The organism is Alcanivorax sp. REN37, from assembly GCF_041102775.1.
In the GTDB taxonomy this organism is placed as follows: domain Bacteria; phylum Pseudomonadota; class Gammaproteobacteria; order Pseudomonadales; family Alcanivoracaceae; genus Isoalcanivorax; species Isoalcanivorax beigongshangi.
The window spans coordinates 1059645-1079813 of record NZ_JBGCUO010000001.1 but is presented as its reverse complement, the minus strand read 5'-3'; the positions used below and the strand labels follow the sequence as shown (position 1 = coordinate 1079813).

The following is a 20169-nucleotide window of genomic DNA, read 5'->3' as shown; positions in this document are numbered from 1 at the left end:
CTCATGTCTCTTACCGACCGGGTGCTGGCCCACGCCAGCGCCCTGATTGCCCGCCCCTCGGTCACCCCGGACGACCAGGGTTGCCAACAGTGGCTGACGGCGCGCCTGCAGGCGCTCGGTTTCCACTGCGAATCGATGCGCATCGAAGACGTCGACAATCTGTGGGCGGTACGCGGTGACCAGGGCCCGCTGCTGGTCTTCGCCGGCCATACCGACGTGGTGCCAAGCGGCCCGGAAGCGGCGTGGCAGAGCCCGCCGTTTGCGCCTCAAGTGCGCGACGGACTGCTGTATGGCCGCGGCGCCGCCGACATGAAAGGCTCGATCGCCGCATTCCTAGTGGCACTGGAGGAGTTTCTCGCCGAACAACCGCAGCCCAGCGGCCGCATCGGCCTGCTGATCACCAGTGATGAGGAAGGCCCGGCGCTGCATGGCACCCGCGCGGTGATTGAGCGCTTACAGCAGCGCGGTGAGCAAATTGACTGGTGTTTGGTGGGCGAGCCGTCTTCCAGCGCGCGCGTTGGCGATGTGATCAAACACGGCCGGCGCGGCTCGCTCAGTGCTCGCCTGACGGTGTACGGGGTGCAAGGCCATGTGGCCTACCCACAACTGGCCGACAACCCGATCCATCGCATCGCCCCCGCGCTGGCCGCCTTGGCGGCCGAGGTCTGGGACCACGGCAACGACGCCTTCCCGCCCACCACCTTTCAGGTGTCCAACTTGCATGGTGGCACCGGTGCCACCAATGTGATCCCCGGTGACTGCGTAGCAGACATCAATTTCCGCTTCTCCACCGTCGTCACCGCTGCGCAGCTACAACATCGTACCGAAGCACTGATTGCGCCGTGGCTGGACGACTACCAGCTCGACTGGACGCTGTCCGGCGAGCCGTTCCTGACTGCCCAGGGAGCATTGGTGGAAGCCGCACAGCAGGCCGTGCACCAGATCACCGGCCGCTGGCCGCAACTGTCCACCAGCGGCGGCACTTCGGATGGCCGCTTCATTGCGCCCACTGGCGCCCAAGTGGTGGAGCTGGGGCCGGTGAACGCCACCATCCACAAAGTGGACGAGTGCACCTCGGTGGCGGAGCTGGGCCAGTTGGCCGCCATTTATCACGCGCTGCTGGCGAATTTGCTCGACGCCTGACCGCAGCCCGCGGCCGGGTGTATCATGCAGGGTCCTGTGCCAGCCCGCCGGAGCCCCATGCCCAAGCCGCCGAAGGATTTTTCCTTCAAGTCCAGCCAGCGCGATCGGATTCAGCGCGAGATCGAGGACTTCCTGTCCCGCGGCGGGCAGATCGAGACGGTGGCGCCCGGCGCCAGCGGTGCCGGCAATCGGGCTCCCGGTGCATGGCGGCCCGGCGCCGCTGCCAATCCCACACCGCCGCGCGAACGGATACCGCTGGATCACCTATTGGTCGCCATCGACCAACGCCGCAAACCCGCGCGCCCAGCCGCCAAAACCAGCGCCCGTAAACGCCCGCGCAAGCGCCTGATCTACGACGATTTCGGTGAGCCGTTGCGGTGGGAATGGGTAGACGAATGACCCGGCGGGCGAACGGATATCAAAACCACGTGCTTGTTAGACGGCGACAGCACAGCTTTAGGCCCTGATCGCTACAGCGATCCCAATCGCTAACATAAGCGGTTTTTGGTTGCGGCTCGGGCGAAAAGTCGGTGGTTGCGTCTCAGACGAAAAGTCGGTGGTTGCGTCTCAGGCGCAAGGTCGGCGTCACTGCAGTGATCAGCACACAAAAATTCGCTGGCCCCGCGCCAGCAAGCAGTCTGCGGTCGTTCACCTCTTCTCGCTGCAACGCCAGGGTCGGCGCTGCCACAGAAACTCGCTCCCGCTCCGCCACGAGAGTGACGCGCCTAACCTAGCAACCCGCACCCCAGCCCGCTGCGGCACTGGCCCGCCGCACCGCCTCGCCGCCTCGCCGCAACAGTGTCGGTGCCGGCGCCGTCCATCGCGGCCCTCAATCACAGTACCGTTTCAGCATCAGCACGTTGCCGCTGTGTCTTCAGGGCCGCCGGTCGAAGCGCCCTGCCGCCACGCCGGCCGGCGCCGCTGCGTTGCTCCGCTGCGCGGGCTGTGCTCTCATCCTGCCATTGTTCAATGTCGATATTACATTTGGCGGAGCGCGCACCGATGCAAGCCCTCAACAACATCAATCCGGCCACCGGCCAAACCTTCTTCTCGATCATGGAAACCGATCTGGCACGGGTGCCGGACCTGATCGCCACTGCCCGCAGAGCGCAGGCCGACTGGGCCGCGCTATCGTTCAGCGACCGGGCACGTTATGTGCGCCGCATGCGCGATTACATCGTTGCCAACGCCGACCAACTGGCGCAGACGGTCTCGCAGAGCAACGGCAAAACCCGCATCGATGCCATGGCCGCCGAAGTACTGCCCTGTGCGCTGGCTTGCGACTGGTACGCGCGCAATGCCGCCAAGGTATTGAAGACCCGCAAACGCGGCGGCGGCAGCCTGCTGTTTTTCAACAAATGCAGCGAAATCCAGCAACTGCCGCTGGGCGTGGTGGGCATCATCAGCCCATGGAACTACCCACTGTCGATCCCGTTCGGTGAGATCGTCATGGCACTGATGGCGGGCAACGCGGTACTGCTGAAAGTGGCCGCTGCCACGCCCGCCGTGGGCCAGGCGATTGAAGACATTCTGCGCGCTGCTGGCCTGCCCAACGGCCTGTTCCACCACATCATTGGCAGCGGCAGCGAGGTGTCCACCGCGCTGTTCGCCCATGGCATCGACAAGCTGTTCTTCACCGGCTCGGTGAATACCGGCAAGCAACTGATGGCGCAAGCGGCCGCCACCCTGACCCCGGTGACGCTGGAGCTGGGTGGCAACGACGCCATGATCGTGCTCGAAGATGCGGACTTGGAGCGCGCCGCCAACGGCGCCGCGTGGGCCGGCTACCAAAACGCGGGCCAATCCTGCGGCGGTGTGGAGCGCATCTATGTGGTGGCGCCGGTCTACCAAGCGTTCATTGAGCTGCTGGCGGCCAAGACCCGGGCGCTGCGCCATGGTCCCGGCGACAGCGGTTTCACCGCCGACATCGGCAGCCTCACCACCGCTGGCCAGCTGCGTACCGTGCAGCAGCATTTGGAAGATGCCCAGGCCAAGGGCGCCACGGTGCTGGCTCAGTCACAACCGTCCGGCGCGCTGAGCGGCGGCTGGTTCCACCCCGCCACGCTGTTGGTGGACGTCACCGACGACATGCTGGTGATGCGCGACGAAACCTTCGGCCCGCTGCTGGCAGTGATGAAAGTGGCCGACGAGCACGAAGCACTGACCCGCGCCAACGACTCCGAGCTGGCGCTGACCTCTTCGGTGTGGACGCGCAATCTCAAGCGCGGCAAAGCGTTGGCGGCGCAGCTACAAACCGGTGTCACCACCCTCAACGACCACCTTTACACCCACGGCCTGTCGGAAACCCCGTGGGGGGGCTGGAAACAGTCTGGCATCGGCCGCACTCACGGCCCGGAAGGGCTGCTGGAGATGACCAATGCCAAGGTGGTGAACTGGGACCTGCTGCCGGCCAAGCGCAACCTATGGTGGTACCCGGCCGATAGTGCGGTATACCAAGCGCTGCAAAACGCCCTGCAGTTCGTGTTCCCGACCTCGCTGTCACAGCGGCTTCGCGCCAGCCTCAAGCTGACGCCGTACCTGCTGAAGAAAATGTTCACCAGCTGGAAGGCCTGAAACGAAACCGGGCAAGGTTCACACCTTGCCCGGTTGGCTGATGCAGCGTGCCACCAGTCCGCCCGGCCACTGCCGGGCGGACTGGTTTCAGGCGTCCGGCAGGCGGATTTCATGAGGCCCGAGCACAATGCGACGCTGGCGGTACAAGCCGCCGATGGCCTGGCGGAACGCGCTCTTGCTGACCTGAAACTCGGCCTTGATCGCCTCTGGATCGCTTTTGTCCCCAAACGGCAACACGCCGCCGGCTGCCACCAGCCGCGCATAAATGCGCTCGCCGATGTCATCCAGGCGCGCGGCGCCCAGCGGCTCCAGCGACACGTCCAGCCGGCCGTCCTCACGCAGACGGCGCAGGTAACCACCCACGCGGGTGCCGCGCGGAATGCGACGATGCACCTGGTCGCGGTACACCAGCCCCCACCAGCGGTCGTTGACCACCACCTTGAGACCCAGATCGGTGGCATGCGCCACCACCAGTGACAACGGCTGGCCCGGCGCCAGTTGCTCATCCTCGTCCAGCTCATCAGTGAGGAAGTCATCCAGCCGCTGGGATGCCGCCACCCGCCCTTCGGCGTCGCGGAACACCATCACCAACACCTCTTCGCCCACTTCCGGACGCCGACGCTGTTCGCCGTGGGGCAGCAGCAAGTCCTTGCTCAAGCCCCAATCGAGGAAGGCGCCCGGACCGCTGACATCGACCACTTTCAGCAGCGCCACCTCGCCAACTTGGGCGCGCGGACGTTTCTGCGTGGCCACCCAGGTGCCGTCGCTATCGCGCAGCACGAACACCTCCAGCGTGGCGCCGGGGGCGATCTCTTCTGGTGCTTCACGGGCCGGCAGCAAGACCTCACCGTCGCTGCCGCCGTCGAGCCACAGCCCGGCACGGCCGTGGCGTAGCGCCACCAGCCGATTAATGCGTCCACTTTCCAAGCTGCGGGCTTCAGCCACGTTCATCACCACATCAGGTCGTCGGGAATGGGGAAATCTTTGTACGGATCGTCTTCGTCGCTGACAGCCTTGTCGCGGTGCCAGGACAAAATCCAGTGCGGCAGCCGCTCTTCGATGCGGGCGGCCACGTCGGCCGGCACCACATCCGGGCTGTCGGCCAGTCCTACCACCGCCATCTGGCCACGCGCCAGTGGCGTCACCAGTGCTGCCGGCAGGTACAGCTTGCGGATGCGGCTCTCATGCACGAACTGATAAGGCGCATCGCCGCCGTCACGTGGCACGCGGTGGGCTTCGATCAATTGGCGCACTTCCGCCAACAGCGCACGCTCGCGACCTTCTTGCTCACGCTGGGCATTGAGTTCGCGCGAGCGCGCAGCCTGTTCCTGCTGGCGCTGGCGCGCCTGCTCGGCTGCCGCCGCTGGCGCGCCCTGACGCGACTCCTGCCGCTTCTGGTGGGCCACTTGGCGGGCGCGCTTGGCATCCACCAAGCCGGCTTTCATCAGTTGATCCTTCAGCGACATCGGTCAGTCTCCTTGCGGTGCATCAGGACTGCAGCAACGCCGCCAGTTCCGCCTCGGCGGGCAGGAACCAGTAAGCGCCAGTCTGCGGTTCGGTGAACGACAGCATGTGATCACGCACGTTGTCGTCGGCCACGCCGTACATGCGGCGCAGCAGATAATCAAAGCGGCTCAGCTCGCAGGAAAAGGCGAGGAAGTAGAGCCCGTGTTCGCGCACACCGCCGTAAGGTACGCTGCGGCGCCAGATTTTCTGCGGCACCCCATCGCGGTCGACATCGGTGCGGCCGACGTGGGCGTCATCGGGCATGCGCTCGTCATCAAACTCCACCGCATCCACCTTGGTGCGGCCAAATACATTCTCCTGCTGCGCCACTGACAGTTTGGCGAAAGCGTCCAGGTTATGACGCCATTTCTGGGTGAACACATAGCTGCCGCCGGCGCCGGGCTGGCCGGCGGGAATCAGCGCCGCCTGGCGGCCGCGCTCGCCTTCCGGGTTACCGATACCGTCGACAAAGCCCATCAGGTCGCGCAGGTCGTGGTAGACAAAGGCATCCACTTCCAGCGTCAGATCGCACAGGCTGGCGAGCGCACCGTGCACGCTGCGTCCCAGATCAAACGCGGTGCCGCGATCGGCCGCCTGCACCCAGATCCACAGCTCACCTTGGGTGCTGGGCACCAGGCCATCGAGATCAAAATCGTCGAAGCTGTGAGTGCCGCCCAGTGCCGCCAGCAAACGCGGCCCGAAACCGACCAACACAAAGCTGCGCTCCGCCGCCGCATCGCGGGCTGCCAGCACCGTGCGCAATGCACTGCGCAGTGCTGCCACATCGCCGGATGGCGCCCAGCGGTATTCCAGCAACAGGTGGTCGCGGTAACGTTTGTCGAAGATACCTGCCTGATGTTGTGTCATGTCGATCTCCCCGGATGGCACCAGCGCTTAATGGCCGGTTGGCAGTCAATTGCAGCCGGCAAGTGTCCCATGAAACCGCGGTGCCCGCAGCAAAACGGCGACGGCCCCGGCATCTTGCGATGACGGGGCCGTCGGGTGTGGCCGGGTTCGATCAGAAGCGCAGGCCGAGTGCCAGGTAAGGCCCCTTGGCAGAGAAGTCGGCGTCCACTTTGCTGACGTCATCCAGCTTCACATCCAACTGGCTGTAACCCAGTTCCACGCCGAGCAGGAAATCGGAGGTCCAGCCGACGTTGACGGTGTAGTCGGTCAAACGGCTGCCGCTGTACGCCACGCCGTTGAAAGCACCGCCGGCATAGAAACCGGTGAACGGCAATTCAGCGCGGGCGCCGACGTGCAGCATCGGCAGCGTTTCGTTGACCTTGCGGTAGGCGTGCTCGCTGGCGCTGAGGATATCGAATTCTGCTTTGAACTGGCGGATGGTCAGACCCAGATCCAGCTTCAGCCAATTGTTGAGCGGGCTGTAGTAGAGCGTGGCATCGGTCATTTCCAGGTCGATCTTGGAACGCACCTGCGAGCCTTGAGTAAACACGTGGCCATCGAAGTTGATGGCGGTGTTCAGGTTACGGCGCGCGGAGTCCGACACCTTGGCATGGCTCAGGCGCACATTCGGCAGCACCGGCACAGCGTGTTCAATGCCGACATACAGCACGTTCTCGCGAGCCTTGTCGAAACCAAGGGTGCGGTCGAGGCTGATGTCGTTCTGGTGTTTGGTGGCTACATCACCGGAAATTTCCGGGTTCCAGGCCCGCGCACCGGCATAAATGTCGATCAGCGGCAAGCTGTGGGCGGCCGGGGCAGCCGACAACAGGACGGCGGTTACAAGCAACTTGCGCATTCGGTTGTTCTCCTTGTCATGGTGGCCGCGGGCCGGCCGGTGCGACGCTGCCCCTGCGGGCGCTCGGCGGCATCATACCCAGCGTCCCGATGGCCAGCCAGCGGCGCAGTGCTGAAGCGGATTCAATCAGCGTCCACTGTTACATCCTGAAATAGGTGGTCGCTGTCGCATCCTGAAGCACTTTATTACACTTTCGCGACCTTACTCTGTGGGATCGGCCCCTGTTCATGAATTTCTGGTTTGGCTTTGACCGCCTGTTCTTCTTCTTCGCGCGTCTGTTCCTGAAGTGGTGCACCCGCGTTACCCGGCTGCACGAGGATGACGACAGCACCCAGCTCGACCCTCGCCGCCCCATTATCTATGTGCTGCGCGAAGCGTCGCTGGCGGACCTCGCCGTGCTCGACCGCGAGACGCGCCAGCTTGGGCTGCCCAGCCCGCTGGAAAAATGCGCGCTGCCAGACCGCCAACTGCGGCGCAGCTTCTTCTATATCTATAAGCGCAAACCGCTGGTGGGCCGCGAGCGGATCGCCGGCAACAGCCGCCGACTGCAGGATGTGGTGGCATCGCTGGCGGCGCATCCAGATCAAGATGTGCAGCTGGTGCCCGTGGCGCTGTTCTGGGGCCGCCGCCCGGAAAAAGAAAATTCGCTGTGGCGCATCATGTTCTCCGACAACTGGTCGGCGCCGGGCGTGATCAAGAAGTTCTTCATCATCCTTACCCAAGGCCGGCAGCTGTTCATCCGTGTCAGCCCGCCGATGTCGCTGCGCCAATTGGTCGATGAAAGCAGCTCGCCGGAGCGCGCCACGCGCAAGGCCCAGCGTATCCTGCGCGTACACTTCCGCCGCCAGCGCGAAGCGGTGATCGGCCCGGACTTGTCGCACCGCCGCACGCTGGTCAACACGCTGGTGGACAGCGCGCCAGTGCGCGAAGCGATTGCCCGCTGCGCTGCCGAGCACGGCGACAGCTACGAAAAGCACGAGCAGAACGCGCGCCGCTACGCGATGGAAATCGCCGCCGACTATTCCCACACCGTGATTCGCTTCCTCGAGCTGCTGTTGGACTGGGTCTGGAACCGGCTCTACAGCGGCCTGCGCGTGTACAACATGCAAAAGTTGCAGGACATCGCCGAGAACCACGAAATCGTCTACGCGCCCTGCCACCGCAGCCACGCCGATTACCTGTTGCTGTCGTTCCTGCTGTACCGCAACGGTCTGGTGCCGCCGCACATCGCCGCCGGCATCAACCTCAATCTGCCGGTGGTGGGCACCATCCTGCGCCGTGGCGGTGCCTTCTTCATGCGCCGCAGTTTCAAGGACAACCCGCTGTACGCCACCGTGTTCAATGAATACATCCACGTCATGCTCACCCGCGGTTATCCGGTGGAATACTTCGTCGAAGGCGGCCGCAGCCGCAGTGGACGCATGCTGTCACCGCGCCCGGGCATGTTGAAAATGACGGTGGAAAGCTTCGTGCGCGACAGCCACAAACCGATCGCGCTGGTGCCGGTCTACATCGGCTACGAAAAGCTGATCGAAGGCCAGACCTACATCGGCGAACTGCACGGCAAGAAAAAACAGAAGGAAAGCGTGTTCGGACTGCTCAAATCACTGTCGATCCTGCGCAGCCGCTTCGGCCAGGTCCACGTGAACTTCGGCGATCCGCTGCTGCTGAAACCGTTCCTCGATGACGCCGCCCCGCTATGGCGCGACACCGACCTGAGCCAGCCACTCCCGGCGACTATGAAGCAAGCCATCACCACGCTCGGACTGGATGTGGTCACCCGCATCAACGCAGCAGCGGTGGCCAACCCGATCAACCTGCTGGGCCTGGCGCTGCTGGCCACCCGCAAGCACACCATGGACGAGGCGCAGCTGCGCCGGCAGTTGGAGCTGTACATCACGCTGCTGCAACAGGCGCCCTACAGCGATGGCAGCGCGCTGGCGTCCAACGATGCCGCCGCCATCATCGAATACGGGCTCGACAATGACTTCCTGCACCGCATCGAACACCCAATGGGCAACCTGCTGCAGGTGGACAACATCACTGCGCTGCAAATGGCCTATGTGCGCAATAACAGCTTGCACCTGTTTGTGTTGCCGGGGCTGCTGTGTGCGCTGGTGAAGGATGCGCGCTCGATCCATGAGAGCCATTTCCACCGCCTGGTGGAGCTGCTCTACCCGTTCTTCCAAAGCGAATACTTCCTGCCGTGGAATTCGCCGCAAGCGCTGCGCGACGCCACCGACGCCACGTTGGCAGTGCTGATCAAGCAAGGGCTGATCGTCAAGGACGAGCAATTCCTGCGTGGCGCCACGCTGCACTCCATGGAAAGCGACCTGCTCGACCATCTCGGCCAAACCGTGTCGCAGGCGCTGGAGCGCTACTACCTCACCATCCGACTGTTGGTGCAGCACGGCGTGGGGGCACTGTCCGCGGAAGACCTGGAAGAGTTGGCGCAGCAAACCGCACAGCGGTTGTCGCTGCTGTACGAGTTCAATTCGCCGGAATTTTTCGACCGCGTGGTGCTGCGTACTTTCATCCAGCAACTGCAGCGCTCGGGCATGATTTCAGTGGATGACGATCAACGACTCGGCTTCGATGATCGACTGCTGGCGCTCGATGATGAAGCGCGGCGCATCCTCAGTCCGTCACTACGGCAGGCAATCGTGCGCTTGACCCAGCGCACTCAATGACACAATTACCGGCGCGCGCTCTTTCGGGAGCCCGCGCCGGTATGTTAAAAGGCTTATTTTTTGGCACTGTGCGCGCTTACGCCTAGTTGGGGTGTTGTTGTTTGACGCGCGGGCAGTGCGCCGGATTCAGCGCGGACGGCTGACCGTCGCGCGCACAAGGAGCCCGCTCATGAGTACCGCCCCACGGCGCCCTACCCCGCGCCCTGCAGCCACCGCCCCGGCTGCCCCGCTGTTCAACCGCCGCCAACGGTTGATCCTTGCCGTACTGGCCACCGGCCTCGGCATCAGCTCCCTGGCGCTACTGCTGCGTCCTGATAGCGCTCCGGATACCGCCACCGCCCTGCCCGCCGGCGTCACCGCCACCGAGACTGGCACTGCCCCCACCCTCACTGACGAACTACTGCCGCTGGATGAGCCTCTGCTGGATGTGGCCGAGACCGGCCCGTTCCTGCATACCATTGCGCCCGGCGAGACCCTCAGTGAACTGTTCTCCCGCCACGAGTTGGACCGCGCCACCATGCAGGCGGTGTTGGCAGCGGACGAAGAACTGCTGGCGCTGGATATCCTGCGCCCCGGCCAGATGCTGGTGTTCGATATTGATGAACAAGGCAGCCTGCAACGGCTGACGCTGCGGCTACGGCCCGGCCATGTGGTGCACTACCAGCGGGTCGACGGCGACCACTTTGAGTTCGAGGACGTGCGCAGCCCCTCAGAATGGCGCGATTACGTGTTCACCGGCGACATCCAAGGCAGCTTCTTCCTATCCGCTCGCCGCGCTGGCCTCAGCGACGCCGAAATCGCCCGCGCCCAGCGCATCCTCGGCGAGAAGATCGATTTCCGCCGCGACCTGCGCGCCGGTGACCGCTTTGAAATGGTGGTCGGCCAAGAAGTGACCGACGAGGGCCCCACCGGCCACACCCGCGTCGAGGCACTGCGGTTGCAGCTGGGTCGCCGCACCGTGGCCGCCTATCTACATGACGACAGCAATTACTACGACGAGGACGGTGACAGCCTCGGCCGCGCCTTCCTGCGCCACCCGATGCAGAGCCAACACCGCATCAGTTCGCCGTTCAACCTCGGCCGCCTGCATCCGGTGACCGGGCGCGTGGCGCCGCACCACGGTGTTGATTTCGCGATGCCGGTGGGCACCCCGGTGCTGACCACTGGCGATGGTGTGGTGACGCGGGTCGGTAACCACCCGTTTGCCGGCCGCTATGTGGAAATTCAGCATCCCGGCCAGTTCAAAACCCGTTACCTGCACCTAAGCCGGGTGCTGGTGCGCCAAGGTGAGAGCGTCAGCCGCGGCGCACGCATTGCACTATCCGGCAACACCGGCCGCACCACCGGCCCGCACCTGCACTTTGAGCTGCACATCAACCAGCGCCCGGTGAACCCAATGACCGCGCACATCCCCACCGCCCACAGTGTGCCTGCAGCGCAGCTGGCCGAATTCCGCCAGCGGGTGGAAAACTTGGTGGCCTCAATGGATTACGCCGAGCAGTTCTTGGCGCTGCATGAAGTGGATACCAGCGGCAACGACAGCTGAGCTCAGCGGCGCGGCTGGTGGTAGACGTCGAAGCGCACCGTCTTGCCGGTGACGCGGTGAGTCGGTAGCGCCGCGCCTAGGTCCGGCGCCCGCAACGGGCGCTTGACCACCACCTTGCGCGCTTGGCTGCGGGCGGCCGCCAGCAGCGCCGCGCCTTCTTCCTCGCCCGCCGGTGGCATCAGCCACTGCAACCAGGCCAGTTCTTTTTTTACCGCCGCTGATTTGTCGCGCGCCGGGAACATTGGATCGAGGTACACCACCCGCTCTTCCGAGCTCGGCTGAGCCAGCCAGGTGGCGCTGTCGGCGCACAGCAGGCGGATCTGCCCGGCCAGCGCCGCCGGAGCACGCGCCAAGCCATCACTGAGCAATGCATGCAGCACCGGGTTGCGCTCGATCAGCACCAGCGGCCACCCGGCCATCGCCAACAACGACGCATCGCGGCCGAGGCCACCGGTGGCGTCTATCAGAACCTGGTCTGGCTGCGGTAGGCCCACTGCCTTCACCAGACGCTCATGGCGCACCCGGTCAGCAGCCAACCGGTAACCAAGCTGGCCGCTGCCGAAATCGACACTCAAGGGGGTTTCGCGACCGCCGGGACGCCACAGCGCCAAGACCCCGTCGCGGCGACCAAGCACCAGCGCAGCGCCGGCCTGCTCAGCGTCTGCTTCCGACGCCACCGCCGTGCCCGGCACCGTGTCCGGCGCCTCGGGCAGGCAGGCGAGCATCACAGTTGGGTGACGGGCCACAGCACCATCAGCAGCAACACGCTGCCCAGTACCAGCCGGTAGATCGCGAACGGCACCATGCCGACGCGGGTCACCAGCCGCAGGAAGAAGCCGATTGAGGCATAAGCCACCAGCGCCGACACCAAACAGGCCATTGCCAGCTGCGCGTTGCTATAGACCTGCTCCAGATGCACCAGGTCGCGGCTCATCAACACAATGGCGCCGAGGATTACCGGAATCGACAACAGGAATGAGAAGTGGGCCGCGTCATCGCGGCGCAGTCCCAGCAGCAGTGCTGCGGTGAGGGTAATGCCGCTGCGCGAGGTGCCGGGAATCAATGCCAGCGCCTGCGCCAGCCCCACCAAGGTGGCGATACCGAGCCCCACCGCCGCCAGTTGCAGCTGCTTGCTGCCGCGCCGGTCGGCCCACCACAGCAGGCCACCGAACAGGATGGTGGTGGTGCCGATCACCGCCGCCGAGCGCGCATACTGCTCCACCATGTCCTTGAACAGAAAGCCGAAGATCACCGCCGGGATGGTGGCCCAGACGATCATCAGGCCCAGGTGCAGGTCCGGGTTCATCTGCCGCTGGCTGACGCCGCGTAGCGCGCCGCCGACCATGGCGCCCAAAGTATTGCGGTAGTACCACAGCACCGCGATCAGGGTGCCGAGGTGAATCGCCACATCGAAGGCCAGTCCCTGGTCCTGCCAGCCGAGCAACTGCGACGGCAAAATCAGGTGCGCAGAACTGGATACCGGCAGAAATTCGGTCAGTCCCTGTATCACTGCCAGTACAACGGCTTGAATCCAATCCATGATCAGCTCTCTTTTTGGGTAAGCGGGTAACCGTCAATGAACTCGTGGGGCATGCGACGCGGTTTGCCGGAATCCATCGCCACACATACCCAGCGGGTGTTGCCACGCAGCAGGGTGACGCCGTCTTGCTCACGCACCACCTGGTATTGGCGCACCATGCTGATGCGGCGGTCGTTTTCCACGATCCAGGTGCCCAATTGCAGGCGCTCGCCTTCGAACGCCGGCGCCAGGTATTCCACCTCGGTGCGGCGCGCTACAAAACAGCGGTTAAGCTGGCGGTAAACGTCCAGCCCCAATCCCAGCGCTTCGGTGTGCGACCATGCCACCTGTTCCAGCCAGCGAATGTAGGCCGCGTTGTTGGCATGGCCCAGTTCGTCGATGGCTTCCGGTTCCACCATCCAGGACAGGATGTGGGGAGTGGGCAAATCCCATTCGATCATTGCTGACCTCCTTGCACGATCTGGTCTCTCAGGTACACCGGTCGCGCCTCGCGCGCCGGCACCGCCGCCTCGGCAAAATCAGACAGCGCCAGCCGCAGCAAGGTGCCAGCACGGGGATGGCCGTCACCAATCCAGTGCAGGCGCTGGCCCAGCGCTTCACTGAGCGCCGGCTCCAGTGCTTGGCCAGAACCGGTGGCGCAGCGGAGGCCGGCCGGCAGCGCTGGCAGCTGTGCCGGCGCCACCAGCGCATCGGCCAGCAGCGGTTGCAGCAACTGCGGGCCGTCCACCGCCTGGTACACGGCCAGGTACAGCTCGCCCATGCGGGCATCGAAGGCGGTCAGCACTGGGCCGTCTGCTCCGGCATCCATGGCCGCCAACGCCGCGGAGGCCAGCGTCGATACGCCGAGCACCGGGCGGTTCATGGCAAACCCCAGTGCCTGCGCCACCGACACCGCGATGCGCACGCCAGTGAAGGCACCCGGGCCACGGCCAAATACCACGCCATCCAGCTGCGACAGCGCGACGCCGGCCTCGGCCAGCAGCGACGCCACCATCGGCAGCACGCGTTCAGTCTGCCGGCGCGGCGCCAACTCGAACTGCTCCAGCAGCTCACCCTGCCAGCGCAACGCGACCGAACAGGTCTCACCGGCAGTTTCAAGGCTGATCAGATTCATGGTCACTCGATTCGGTTGCAAGCATATGGAAGAAGCGCTGCACCACATCCAGTTTGCGGGTGCGCGTCATGCCCGGCAGGCTGCCGAGGAACAGACGCCCATAGCTGCGCTGCACAATGCGCGGGTCGGCCATTACCAATAGCCCACGGTCGCGGTGATCTCGAATCAAACGACCGGCGCCCTGGCGCAGCGTCAACACCGCTTCCGGCAATTGGAACTCCCAGAACGGTTGGCCACCGGCGGCGCGGATGTGATCAATGCGCGCCGCCGCCACCGGGTCGCCGGGCGAGCCGAACGGCAGTTTATCAATGATCACGCAACTCAGTGCGTCACCGCGCACATCAATGCCTTCCCAAAAACTGGCAGCACCGAGCAACACCGCGTTGCCCTTAGCGCGAAAATCATCCAGCAGCTGCCGGCGCCCGGCCTCGCCCTGCACCAACAGTGGGTATGGCAGCGACAGACTCCGCAGCTGCTGGGCGGCTTCACGCAACGCGCGATGGCTGGTGAACAGGAAAAAAGTGCGGCCCTGAGCGGCTTCGATCACCGGCACCATTTTGTCCACCAATTGGCGGGTATAGTCCGGCGCATCCGGCATCGGCAATCCTTCCGGCACATACAGCACCGCCTGGCGCCGGAAGTCGAACGGGCTCGCCACATGCAGCGTGCGCGCCGCGCCGAGCCCAAGCCGTTCAATGAAATGGCTGAAATCACCAGCCACCGACAAGGTGGCAGAGGTGAAAATCCAAGCGCATTGGTGGCGAGCACGGTGGGCCTGGAACGCGTCGGCGACCGTGAGCGGGGTGGCATGCAGCATCACCGAGCGACGGAAGTTCTCGAACCAATAGACGCTGCGCGCATCGTTGGCGCGGATCAGTCGCCGCAATGTGTCGAGCAACTTGCCGGCGCGACGCAGGCAGTTGTCCATGCCGCGCGAGGTTTTCTGGAATGGCTGCAGCGCCTCTTCCAGCAGCGCCAGTCGGGTAATCAGCTCGGCTGCACTTTCCTGCACTGCCTTGGCATCGCTGACGTCCTTCCACGGCGCCCGACGACCGTCCTCACCCAGCGCCAGCCTAAAATCTGCTGCCGCCCGTTCCACGGCGCTGGTGATGTGCACTAGGCCGGGCACGTCGGCGCCGCTCTGGCCGGCCTCACTGACCGCATCACGGCACAGGTCCGACAGCTGGCGAGTACTGAGAGATTCTCCGAAGAAGCTGGCGGCCACATCCGGCAGCTGGTGAGCTTCATCGAAGATCACGGCATTGGCGCTGGGCAACAGCTCGGTGATGTCTTCATTACGCAGCGCCGCATCGGCAAAGAACAGGTGATGGTTGACCACCACCAGATCGGCCTCTTGCGCCGCTTGGCGTGCTTTCATCACCGGGCACTCGGCCAGTTTGGGGCAGTCCTGGCCGATGCAGTTGTCCGCGGTGCTGGTGACCCAAGGCCACACCGGCGCATCTTGCGGCAGCTGTTGCAGCTCGGCGAGATCACCGGTGCTGGTGCGGCCAGCCCAGTGCGCAACGATCTGCAGCTGCTCGGCGGTCTCGCGGCTGAGGAAGCGACTCTCCTCCTCGTTGAGCTCCAGCCGGTACGGACACAGATAGTTGGCGCGCCCTTTCAGCAACGCCACCCGGCGCCGCACACCGAGCGCTTTGAGCACCACCGGCAGGTCTTTGAAAAATAACTGGTCCTGCAGGCTCTTAGTACCGGTGGACACGATGGTGGGGCCATCGCTGAGCAGCGCGGGCACTAGATAGGCAAGCGTCTTGCCGGTGCCGGTTTCCGCTTCTGCCACCAGCACCGCACGATCTGCCAGCGCGCTTTCTACCGCCTCAGCCATGTCCAACTGCGGCGCACGCGCACGGAAGCCGGGAATAACGGCGGCAAAGCGCTCCGGCTGCTGCAAGATGTCGCGGACCTGGCTCAACGGCGGCTCCCTGATACCGCCTGGGGCGGGGATGACGTAAGGCAGCGCAAGCATAGCGGAAGGGGCTGCGCGGCCCAAGCAGACCAGAAACAAAACACCCCGCCGAAGCGGGGTGTCAGGGCACTGCGGCAGGCAAATCAGTCGTTCTGATCAGCCGCCGGCGTAGCTGCCGGTGCAGCCGGTGCGGTGGGCGCCGCCGGGGCCGGTGCCGCAGCAGGTGCGGGGGCTTTAGCCGCGGCTTTCTTAACGGCCGGCTTGGTCGCCGCTTTCTTCACTGCCGGTTTCTTAGCAGCCGGCTTGGCCGCTGCTTTGGCGGTGGCCTTAGCGGCAGCGGTGGCCTTGGTTTTAGCCGGAGCCTTGGTCGCTGCTTTCTTGGCGGCGGCTTTGGCCGGGGCCTTTGCCGTGGTTTTGGCAGTGGTCTTGGCCGCCGCTTTAGCGGCCGGCTTCGCAGCGGCCTTCTTCGCCGCTGACTTGGCGGCAGTGCTCTTGGCAGCTGCTTTCACCGGTGCTTTTTTAGCGGTCGCCTTCACCGGCGCCTTGGTGGTCTTAGCAGCCGCTTTGGCAGCCGGCTTGGCCGCCGCTTTAGCAGTGGCTTTTTTCGCAGTGGCTTTCACCGGCGCTTTCTTGGCGGCTGCCTTGCTGGAGGTCTTGGCCGCGGCGGTGCTCTTGCCGCTGGCCTGGGCCTTAGCGGCTTCGCGCGCCTCGCGGGCTTTTTCCTTGGCCGCAGCTTTACGCTCTTCGGCTTTGGCCTTAGCGGCAGCACGCTTCTCGGCGGCCAGCGCTTTGGCTTCTGCTTTCTTCTCTTCCTGCTTGGCCTTGCGCAGTTCCTTGCGCTCGAACTCACGCACCTTGCTGGTCAGGTAGCGCTGCACCGCTCGCATCTTGCGGTTCTCACGCACCACCTGCTTCTTGGCGGCGGCTTCTTCTTGGCGCAGGGCTTTCACCTCGGCGCGGAACTCTTGGATCTTGGCGCGCTGGGCCGCCACTTTATCGCGGGCAGTAGCCAGCGCACGTTTGGCAGCAGCGGTGCCGGCGGTGCGAGCGCGTTCCCGTTTGGCACGGGAGTCGTCCATCATTTTTTCCAGCCGTGCGACTTCGGCTTCCACTTTTTTCCGAGCGCGTTCAATTTGCGCGAGGATTTGCGCCACAGTCTTCTTGGCGGCATCCACCACGGTGTCCTGCTGCTGGACTTTCGCTTCGGCGTTGAGAATGGATTTGGGTGCTGCTGCCACCTTCACAGCAGGTGCTTTGCGGGCGCCTGCCGAAGTGCGGGGGGCGGCCGCCTTTTTCGCACGGGCCATGATAGATCTCCTAAACCGTCAAGAATGTTTGGGTACTGCAACGGCAGGAAATTAACATAAATAAAAATAGGGTGGTACATAATTTAGCCAGCTGAGATGTTTTTTCACGACCGTTTCAATTTCGTTTCGCCGGACTGCGGCAATGCAGCTGCCACAGCTTGCTACTGCACGCCTTCCGCACCGTCTCTCCGCCACTGGGAATACAAAGATCACGCATAAAAAAAGCGGCCACTGGCCGCCTTTTTTACACTGCTGCATTCATTGTTCCGGCAGCGTGATATTGAGTTCGAGAATGTCGCAGCCGGTATCGCGATCCACCTGCAGGCTCACCGCATCCGGATCTACTGGCACATATTTGCGCACCACTGCCAGCAATTCTTCCTGCAACTGTGGCAGGTAATCTGGGCCGCCACGGGTGGAACGCTCGCGGGCGACGATGATTTGCAAACGTTCTTTGGCCACCGATGCGGTGCTTTGTTTGCGCGGCAACAGATAGCTGAAAATACTCATCCCTGACCTCCAAACAAACGGCCCAGCAGGCCCTTCTTCGGCGCCGTGATGAAGCGATGCGCCACGTCCTCACCCAGGAAGCGCGCGACACCGTCCAGATACGCCTGACCGGCATCGGACTGGGTATCGAGAATCACCGGCGTACCGGCGTTACTGGCGTTCAATACTGCTTGAGATTCCGGCACTACGCCCAGCAGCGGAATGGCGAGAATGTCTTGCACGTCTTCCACTGACAGCATTTCACCGCGCGCCACTCGTTCGGCGGAGTAACGGGTGAGCAGCAGCCGCGCAGGAATGTCGCCCTTGCCCTGTTCGGCATGACGAGTCTTGCTGGCGAGGATGCCGAGAATGCGGTCGGAGTCACGCACACTGGATACTTCCGGATTCGACACCACGATCGCCTCGTCGGCGAAATACGCCGCCATCAGCGCGCCGCGCTCAATACCCGCCGGGCTATCACAGATAATGAAATCCATCGCCATATCGTCACGCAGCGCGTCCAGCACTTTGCCCACGCCTTCTTGGGTCAACGCATCTTTATCGCGCGTCTGCGACGCCGGCAGGATGTAGAGATTCTCCACGCGCTTGTCTTTAATCAGCGCCTGGCGGATGTTGGCATCGCCATTGATCACGTTGACCAAGTCGTACACCACGCGCCGCTCGCAGCCCATAATCAGGTCCAGGTTGCGCAGGCCCACATCGAAATCGATCACGGTGGTTTTAAAGCCACGCAGCGCCAGGCCGGTGCCCAATGCTGCACTGGAGGTGGTCTTGCCTACGCCGCCTTTGCCCGACGTCACCACGACAATCTTTGTCACGCGCATTTCTCCTTTCAGGGACGCTCTAACGCTGCTGCTTATTTGGATTTGAGCGGAGAGAACAGCATCGCCTCTCCGTCCAGGGTCAGTTGCACTGCTTCACCCTGCCAGCGTTCCGGCAGGTCTTCCGACACCCGGTAGTGGCCGGCAATCGACACCAACTCAGCATTAAGCTGTTGGCAGAAGATGCGCGCCCGAGTATCACCGCGCACGCCGGCCAGGGCCCGCCCGCGCAGATTGCTGTACACATGGATATGGCCTTCGGCCATCAGTTCCGCACCGGTGCCTACCGGCGCCAGCACCACCAAGTCTCCGCGGCTGTAAATTTGTTGGCCGGAACGCACCGGTTGGTCGATCACCAACGTTTCGCGGGCCGGCTCTGCGGCCGTCGCTTTGGCATCGCTATCACGCGGCACCGGCACTGCGCGGCCGCCGGCCGACAGCACCACACTGCCGATGCCGAGCATGCGCAGGTCTTGCTCATCAATGGCGGCATGACGCGCCACCGCCACCAAGTTCATATCACGGTCGCGCAGTGCTTCCATGGTGAGGGTCAGATCCACCACCGAGATGTCTTCAGCATCGTCCGGGAACGACAGCACGATCGGCACATCCCGCAGCCAGTCGGGGGAGTCGGTCAGCTGCTGATCGAGATGCGTGCGCAGCAGCTCTAAATCGAGGGTGTTGAGTTGCAACACCGTCATCATCAGCATGCGGCCACGGAATTCGACCACATTGAGATCTTCCATTACGGCTGTCATCGCGTACCTGTTCAGGGAGGTGTCCGGCACCGGCGGACGATCAATCGGGGATTATCCGGCCTGCGTCGCCCGGGAGCAAAGCCGGTCTGCGGGGACCCGGCGCTTATGGTGCCAATAAAACTATCGGCGCGGGTCGCCGCAACCGAGCGGAAATGTAAAACTCTCGCGGTCTGCGACTGCCGCGCCATAAAAAAACCCCGGCAAGCCGGGGTTTTTATGCTGCCGTGCCGCTCAGGCGGTCAAGGCAGTGGCGATCGCGTCGCGGATCTGCTCCAACGAACCGACCCCTTCCACACGCACATACTTGGGCGCGCGGCTGCCGGTCAGTTGCTGATAGAAGTCCACCAGCGGCCGCGTTTGCTGCTGGTACACCTCAAGCCGGTGGCGCACGGTGTCTTCACGGTCGTCATCGCGCTGCACCAGCTCATCGCCGGTCACATCATCGCGGCCCGGCACTTTCGGCGGGTTGTACTTGAGGTGGTAGACGCGGCCAGAAGCCGGGTGTACACGGCGGCCGGACAGGCGCTCGATGATCTCGGCGTCGTCGACGTTCAGTTCGACCACGTAATCGATGTCGATGCCGGCATCCACCAGAGCTTGCGCCTGGGGAATGGTGCGCGGGAAACCATCGAACAGGAACCCGCCTTTGCAGTCGTCTTCCTTGATGCGTTCCTTGACCAGACCGATGATCAGGTCGTCAGACACCAGACCGCCTGCGTCCATCACTTTCTTGGCTTCGATACCCAGCGGGGTACCGGCCTTGACGGCCGCACGCAGCATGTCGCCGGTGGAAATTTGGGGAATACCGAACTTGTCCATGATGAACTGCGCCTGGGTGCCTTTTCCGGCCCCGGGCGCGCCCAGGAGGATGACGCGCATAGCTTTCTCCAGCAGTGAGAATCGGACGCCCGGCAGGTTCCCGGCGCGAGAAAGAGCGGTGTCCGCACCTCGAAAACGGAGCACTTTACCGCGCA

General features: G+C 63.9%; 19 protein-coding genes. 5 read left to right on the top strand and 14 right to left on the bottom strand.

The window, feature by feature from the left end:
* Positions 1-3: 3 nt before the first annotated feature.
* From dapE to AB5I84_RS04785, 3 genes are all read left to right on the top strand, one after another.
* Entirely contained in the window at positions 4-1143 is a 1140-nt protein-coding gene (gene dapE, locus AB5I84_RS04795) for a succinyl-diaminopimelate desuccinylase (RefSeq protein ID WP_369454721.1), read from the top strand.
* Between the two features lie 57 nt (positions 1144-1200).
* On the top strand, positions 1201-1542 hold the full coding sequence (locus tag AB5I84_RS04790) for a hypothetical protein (protein ID WP_369454720.1): 342 nt from the start codon (positions 1201-1203) through the stop codon (positions 1540-1542).
* Positions 1543-2145: 603 nt separating this feature from the next.
* Positions 2146-3717: an aldehyde dehydrogenase family protein gene (locus tag AB5I84_RS04785; RefSeq protein ID WP_369454719.1), complete on the top strand. Its 1572-nt coding sequence runs from the start codon at positions 2146-2148 to the stop codon at positions 3715-3717.
* An 87-nt stretch (positions 3718-3804) separates the two neighbouring features.
* On the opposite strand, the gene AB5I84_RS04780 is transcribed toward AB5I84_RS04785, so the two are convergent.
* The 4 genes from AB5I84_RS04780 to AB5I84_RS04765 all read right to left on the bottom strand — a co-directional run bounded on the left by AB5I84_RS04780 (position 3805) and on the right by AB5I84_RS04765 (position 6985).
* Positions 3805-4662, bottom strand: a complete 858-nt coding sequence (locus tag AB5I84_RS04780; protein WP_369454718.1) for a CvfB family protein — start codon at positions 4660-4662, stop codon at positions 3805-3807.
* A gap of 5 nt (positions 4663-4667) precedes the next feature.
* The gene (locus AB5I84_RS04775; RefSeq protein ID WP_369454717.1) at positions 4668-5183 is read right to left on the bottom strand and encodes a DUF2058 domain-containing protein; all 516 of its coding nucleotides are present in this window, start codon (positions 5181-5183) and stop codon (positions 4668-4670) included.
* A 22-nt stretch (positions 5184-5205) separates the two neighbouring features.
* Positions 5206-6090 (bottom strand): Dyp-type peroxidase, encoded by an 885-nt coding sequence (locus tag AB5I84_RS04770; RefSeq protein WP_369454716.1) that lies wholly within the window; start codon positions 6088-6090, stop codon positions 5206-5208.
* A 151-nt stretch (positions 6091-6241) separates the two neighbouring features.
* Positions 6242-6985 (bottom strand): TIGR04219 family outer membrane beta-barrel protein, encoded by a 744-nt coding sequence (locus tag AB5I84_RS04765; RefSeq protein WP_369454715.1) that lies wholly within the window; start codon positions 6983-6985, stop codon positions 6242-6244.
* A gap of 227 nt (positions 6986-7212) precedes the next feature.
* Here AB5I84_RS04765 and plsB point away from each other — a divergent pair, with 227 nt between their 5' ends.
* Both plsB and AB5I84_RS04755 read left to right on the top strand, forming a co-directional pair.
* Positions 7213-9675, top strand: a complete 2463-nt coding sequence (plsB, locus tag AB5I84_RS04760; protein WP_369454714.1) for a glycerol-3-phosphate 1-O-acyltransferase PlsB — start codon at positions 7213-7215, stop codon at positions 9673-9675.
* Positions 9676-9844: 169 nt separating this feature from the next.
* Positions 9845-11221, top strand: coding sequence for a peptidoglycan DD-metalloendopeptidase family protein (locus tag AB5I84_RS04755; protein ID WP_369454713.1), 1377 nt, complete (start codon positions 9845-9847; stop codon positions 11219-11221).
* Between the two features lie 2 nt (positions 11222-11223).
* Here the strand turns inward: AB5I84_RS04755 and AB5I84_RS04750 are convergent, their stop codons facing one another.
* From AB5I84_RS04750 to adk, 10 genes are all read right to left on the bottom strand, one after another.
* A complete protein-coding gene (locus AB5I84_RS04750) occupies positions 11224-11967 on the bottom strand; it encodes a class I SAM-dependent methyltransferase (RefSeq protein ID WP_369454712.1) in 744 nt (247 codons plus the stop codon).
* Positions 11946-12761, bottom strand: coding sequence for an undecaprenyl-diphosphate phosphatase (locus AB5I84_RS04745; RefSeq protein WP_369454711.1), 816 nt, complete (start codon positions 12759-12761; stop codon positions 11946-11948). Before AB5I84_RS04745 ends, AB5I84_RS04750 begins: the two co-directional genes overlap by 22 nt.
* 2 nt (positions 12762-12763) lie before the next feature.
* Complete coding sequence (locus AB5I84_RS04740) at positions 12764-13201, bottom strand: acyl-CoA thioesterase (protein ID WP_369454710.1); 438 nt, start codon at positions 13199-13201, stop codon at positions 12764-12766.
* Positions 13198-13875: a tRNA (adenosine(37)-N6)-threonylcarbamoyltransferase complex dimerization subunit type 1 TsaB gene (tsaB, locus tag AB5I84_RS04735; protein WP_369454709.1), complete on the bottom strand. Its 678-nt coding sequence runs from the start codon at positions 13873-13875 to the stop codon at positions 13198-13200. The genes AB5I84_RS04740 and tsaB overlap by 4 nt, the downstream gene beginning before the upstream one ends.
* Entirely contained in the window at positions 13856-15805 is a 1950-nt protein-coding gene (yoaA, locus tag AB5I84_RS04730; protein ID WP_369454708.1) for a DNA repair helicase YoaA, read from the bottom strand. Before yoaA ends, tsaB begins: the two co-directional genes overlap by 20 nt.
* A gap of 137 nt (positions 15806-15942) precedes the next feature.
* Positions 15943-17106 (bottom strand): hypothetical protein, encoded by a 1164-nt coding sequence (locus AB5I84_RS04725; RefSeq protein ID WP_369454707.1) that lies wholly within the window; start codon positions 17104-17106, stop codon positions 15943-15945.
* 258 nt (positions 17107-17364) lie between these two features.
* Positions 17365-17616 (bottom strand): cell division topological specificity factor MinE, encoded by a 252-nt coding sequence (gene minE / locus AB5I84_RS04720; RefSeq protein WP_369454706.1) that lies wholly within the window; start codon positions 17614-17616, stop codon positions 17365-17367.
* Positions 17613-18434 carry a septum site-determining protein MinD gene (gene minD / locus AB5I84_RS04715; protein ID WP_369454705.1) on the bottom strand — a complete coding sequence of 274 codons (822 nt, stop codon included), beginning with the start codon at positions 18432-18434 and terminating at the stop codon, positions 17613-17615. Before minD ends, minE begins: the two co-directional genes overlap by 4 nt.
* 38 nt (positions 18435-18472) lie before the next feature.
* Entirely contained in the window at positions 18473-19183 is a 711-nt protein-coding gene (minC, locus tag AB5I84_RS04710; protein ID WP_369454704.1) for a septum site-determining protein MinC, read from the bottom strand.
* Positions 19184-19426: 243 nt separating this feature from the next.
* On the bottom strand, positions 19427-20074 hold the full coding sequence (gene adk, locus AB5I84_RS04705; RefSeq protein WP_369454703.1) for an adenylate kinase: 648 nt from the start codon (positions 20072-20074) through the stop codon (positions 19427-19429).
* Between the last annotated feature and the right edge of the window lie 95 nt (positions 20075-20169).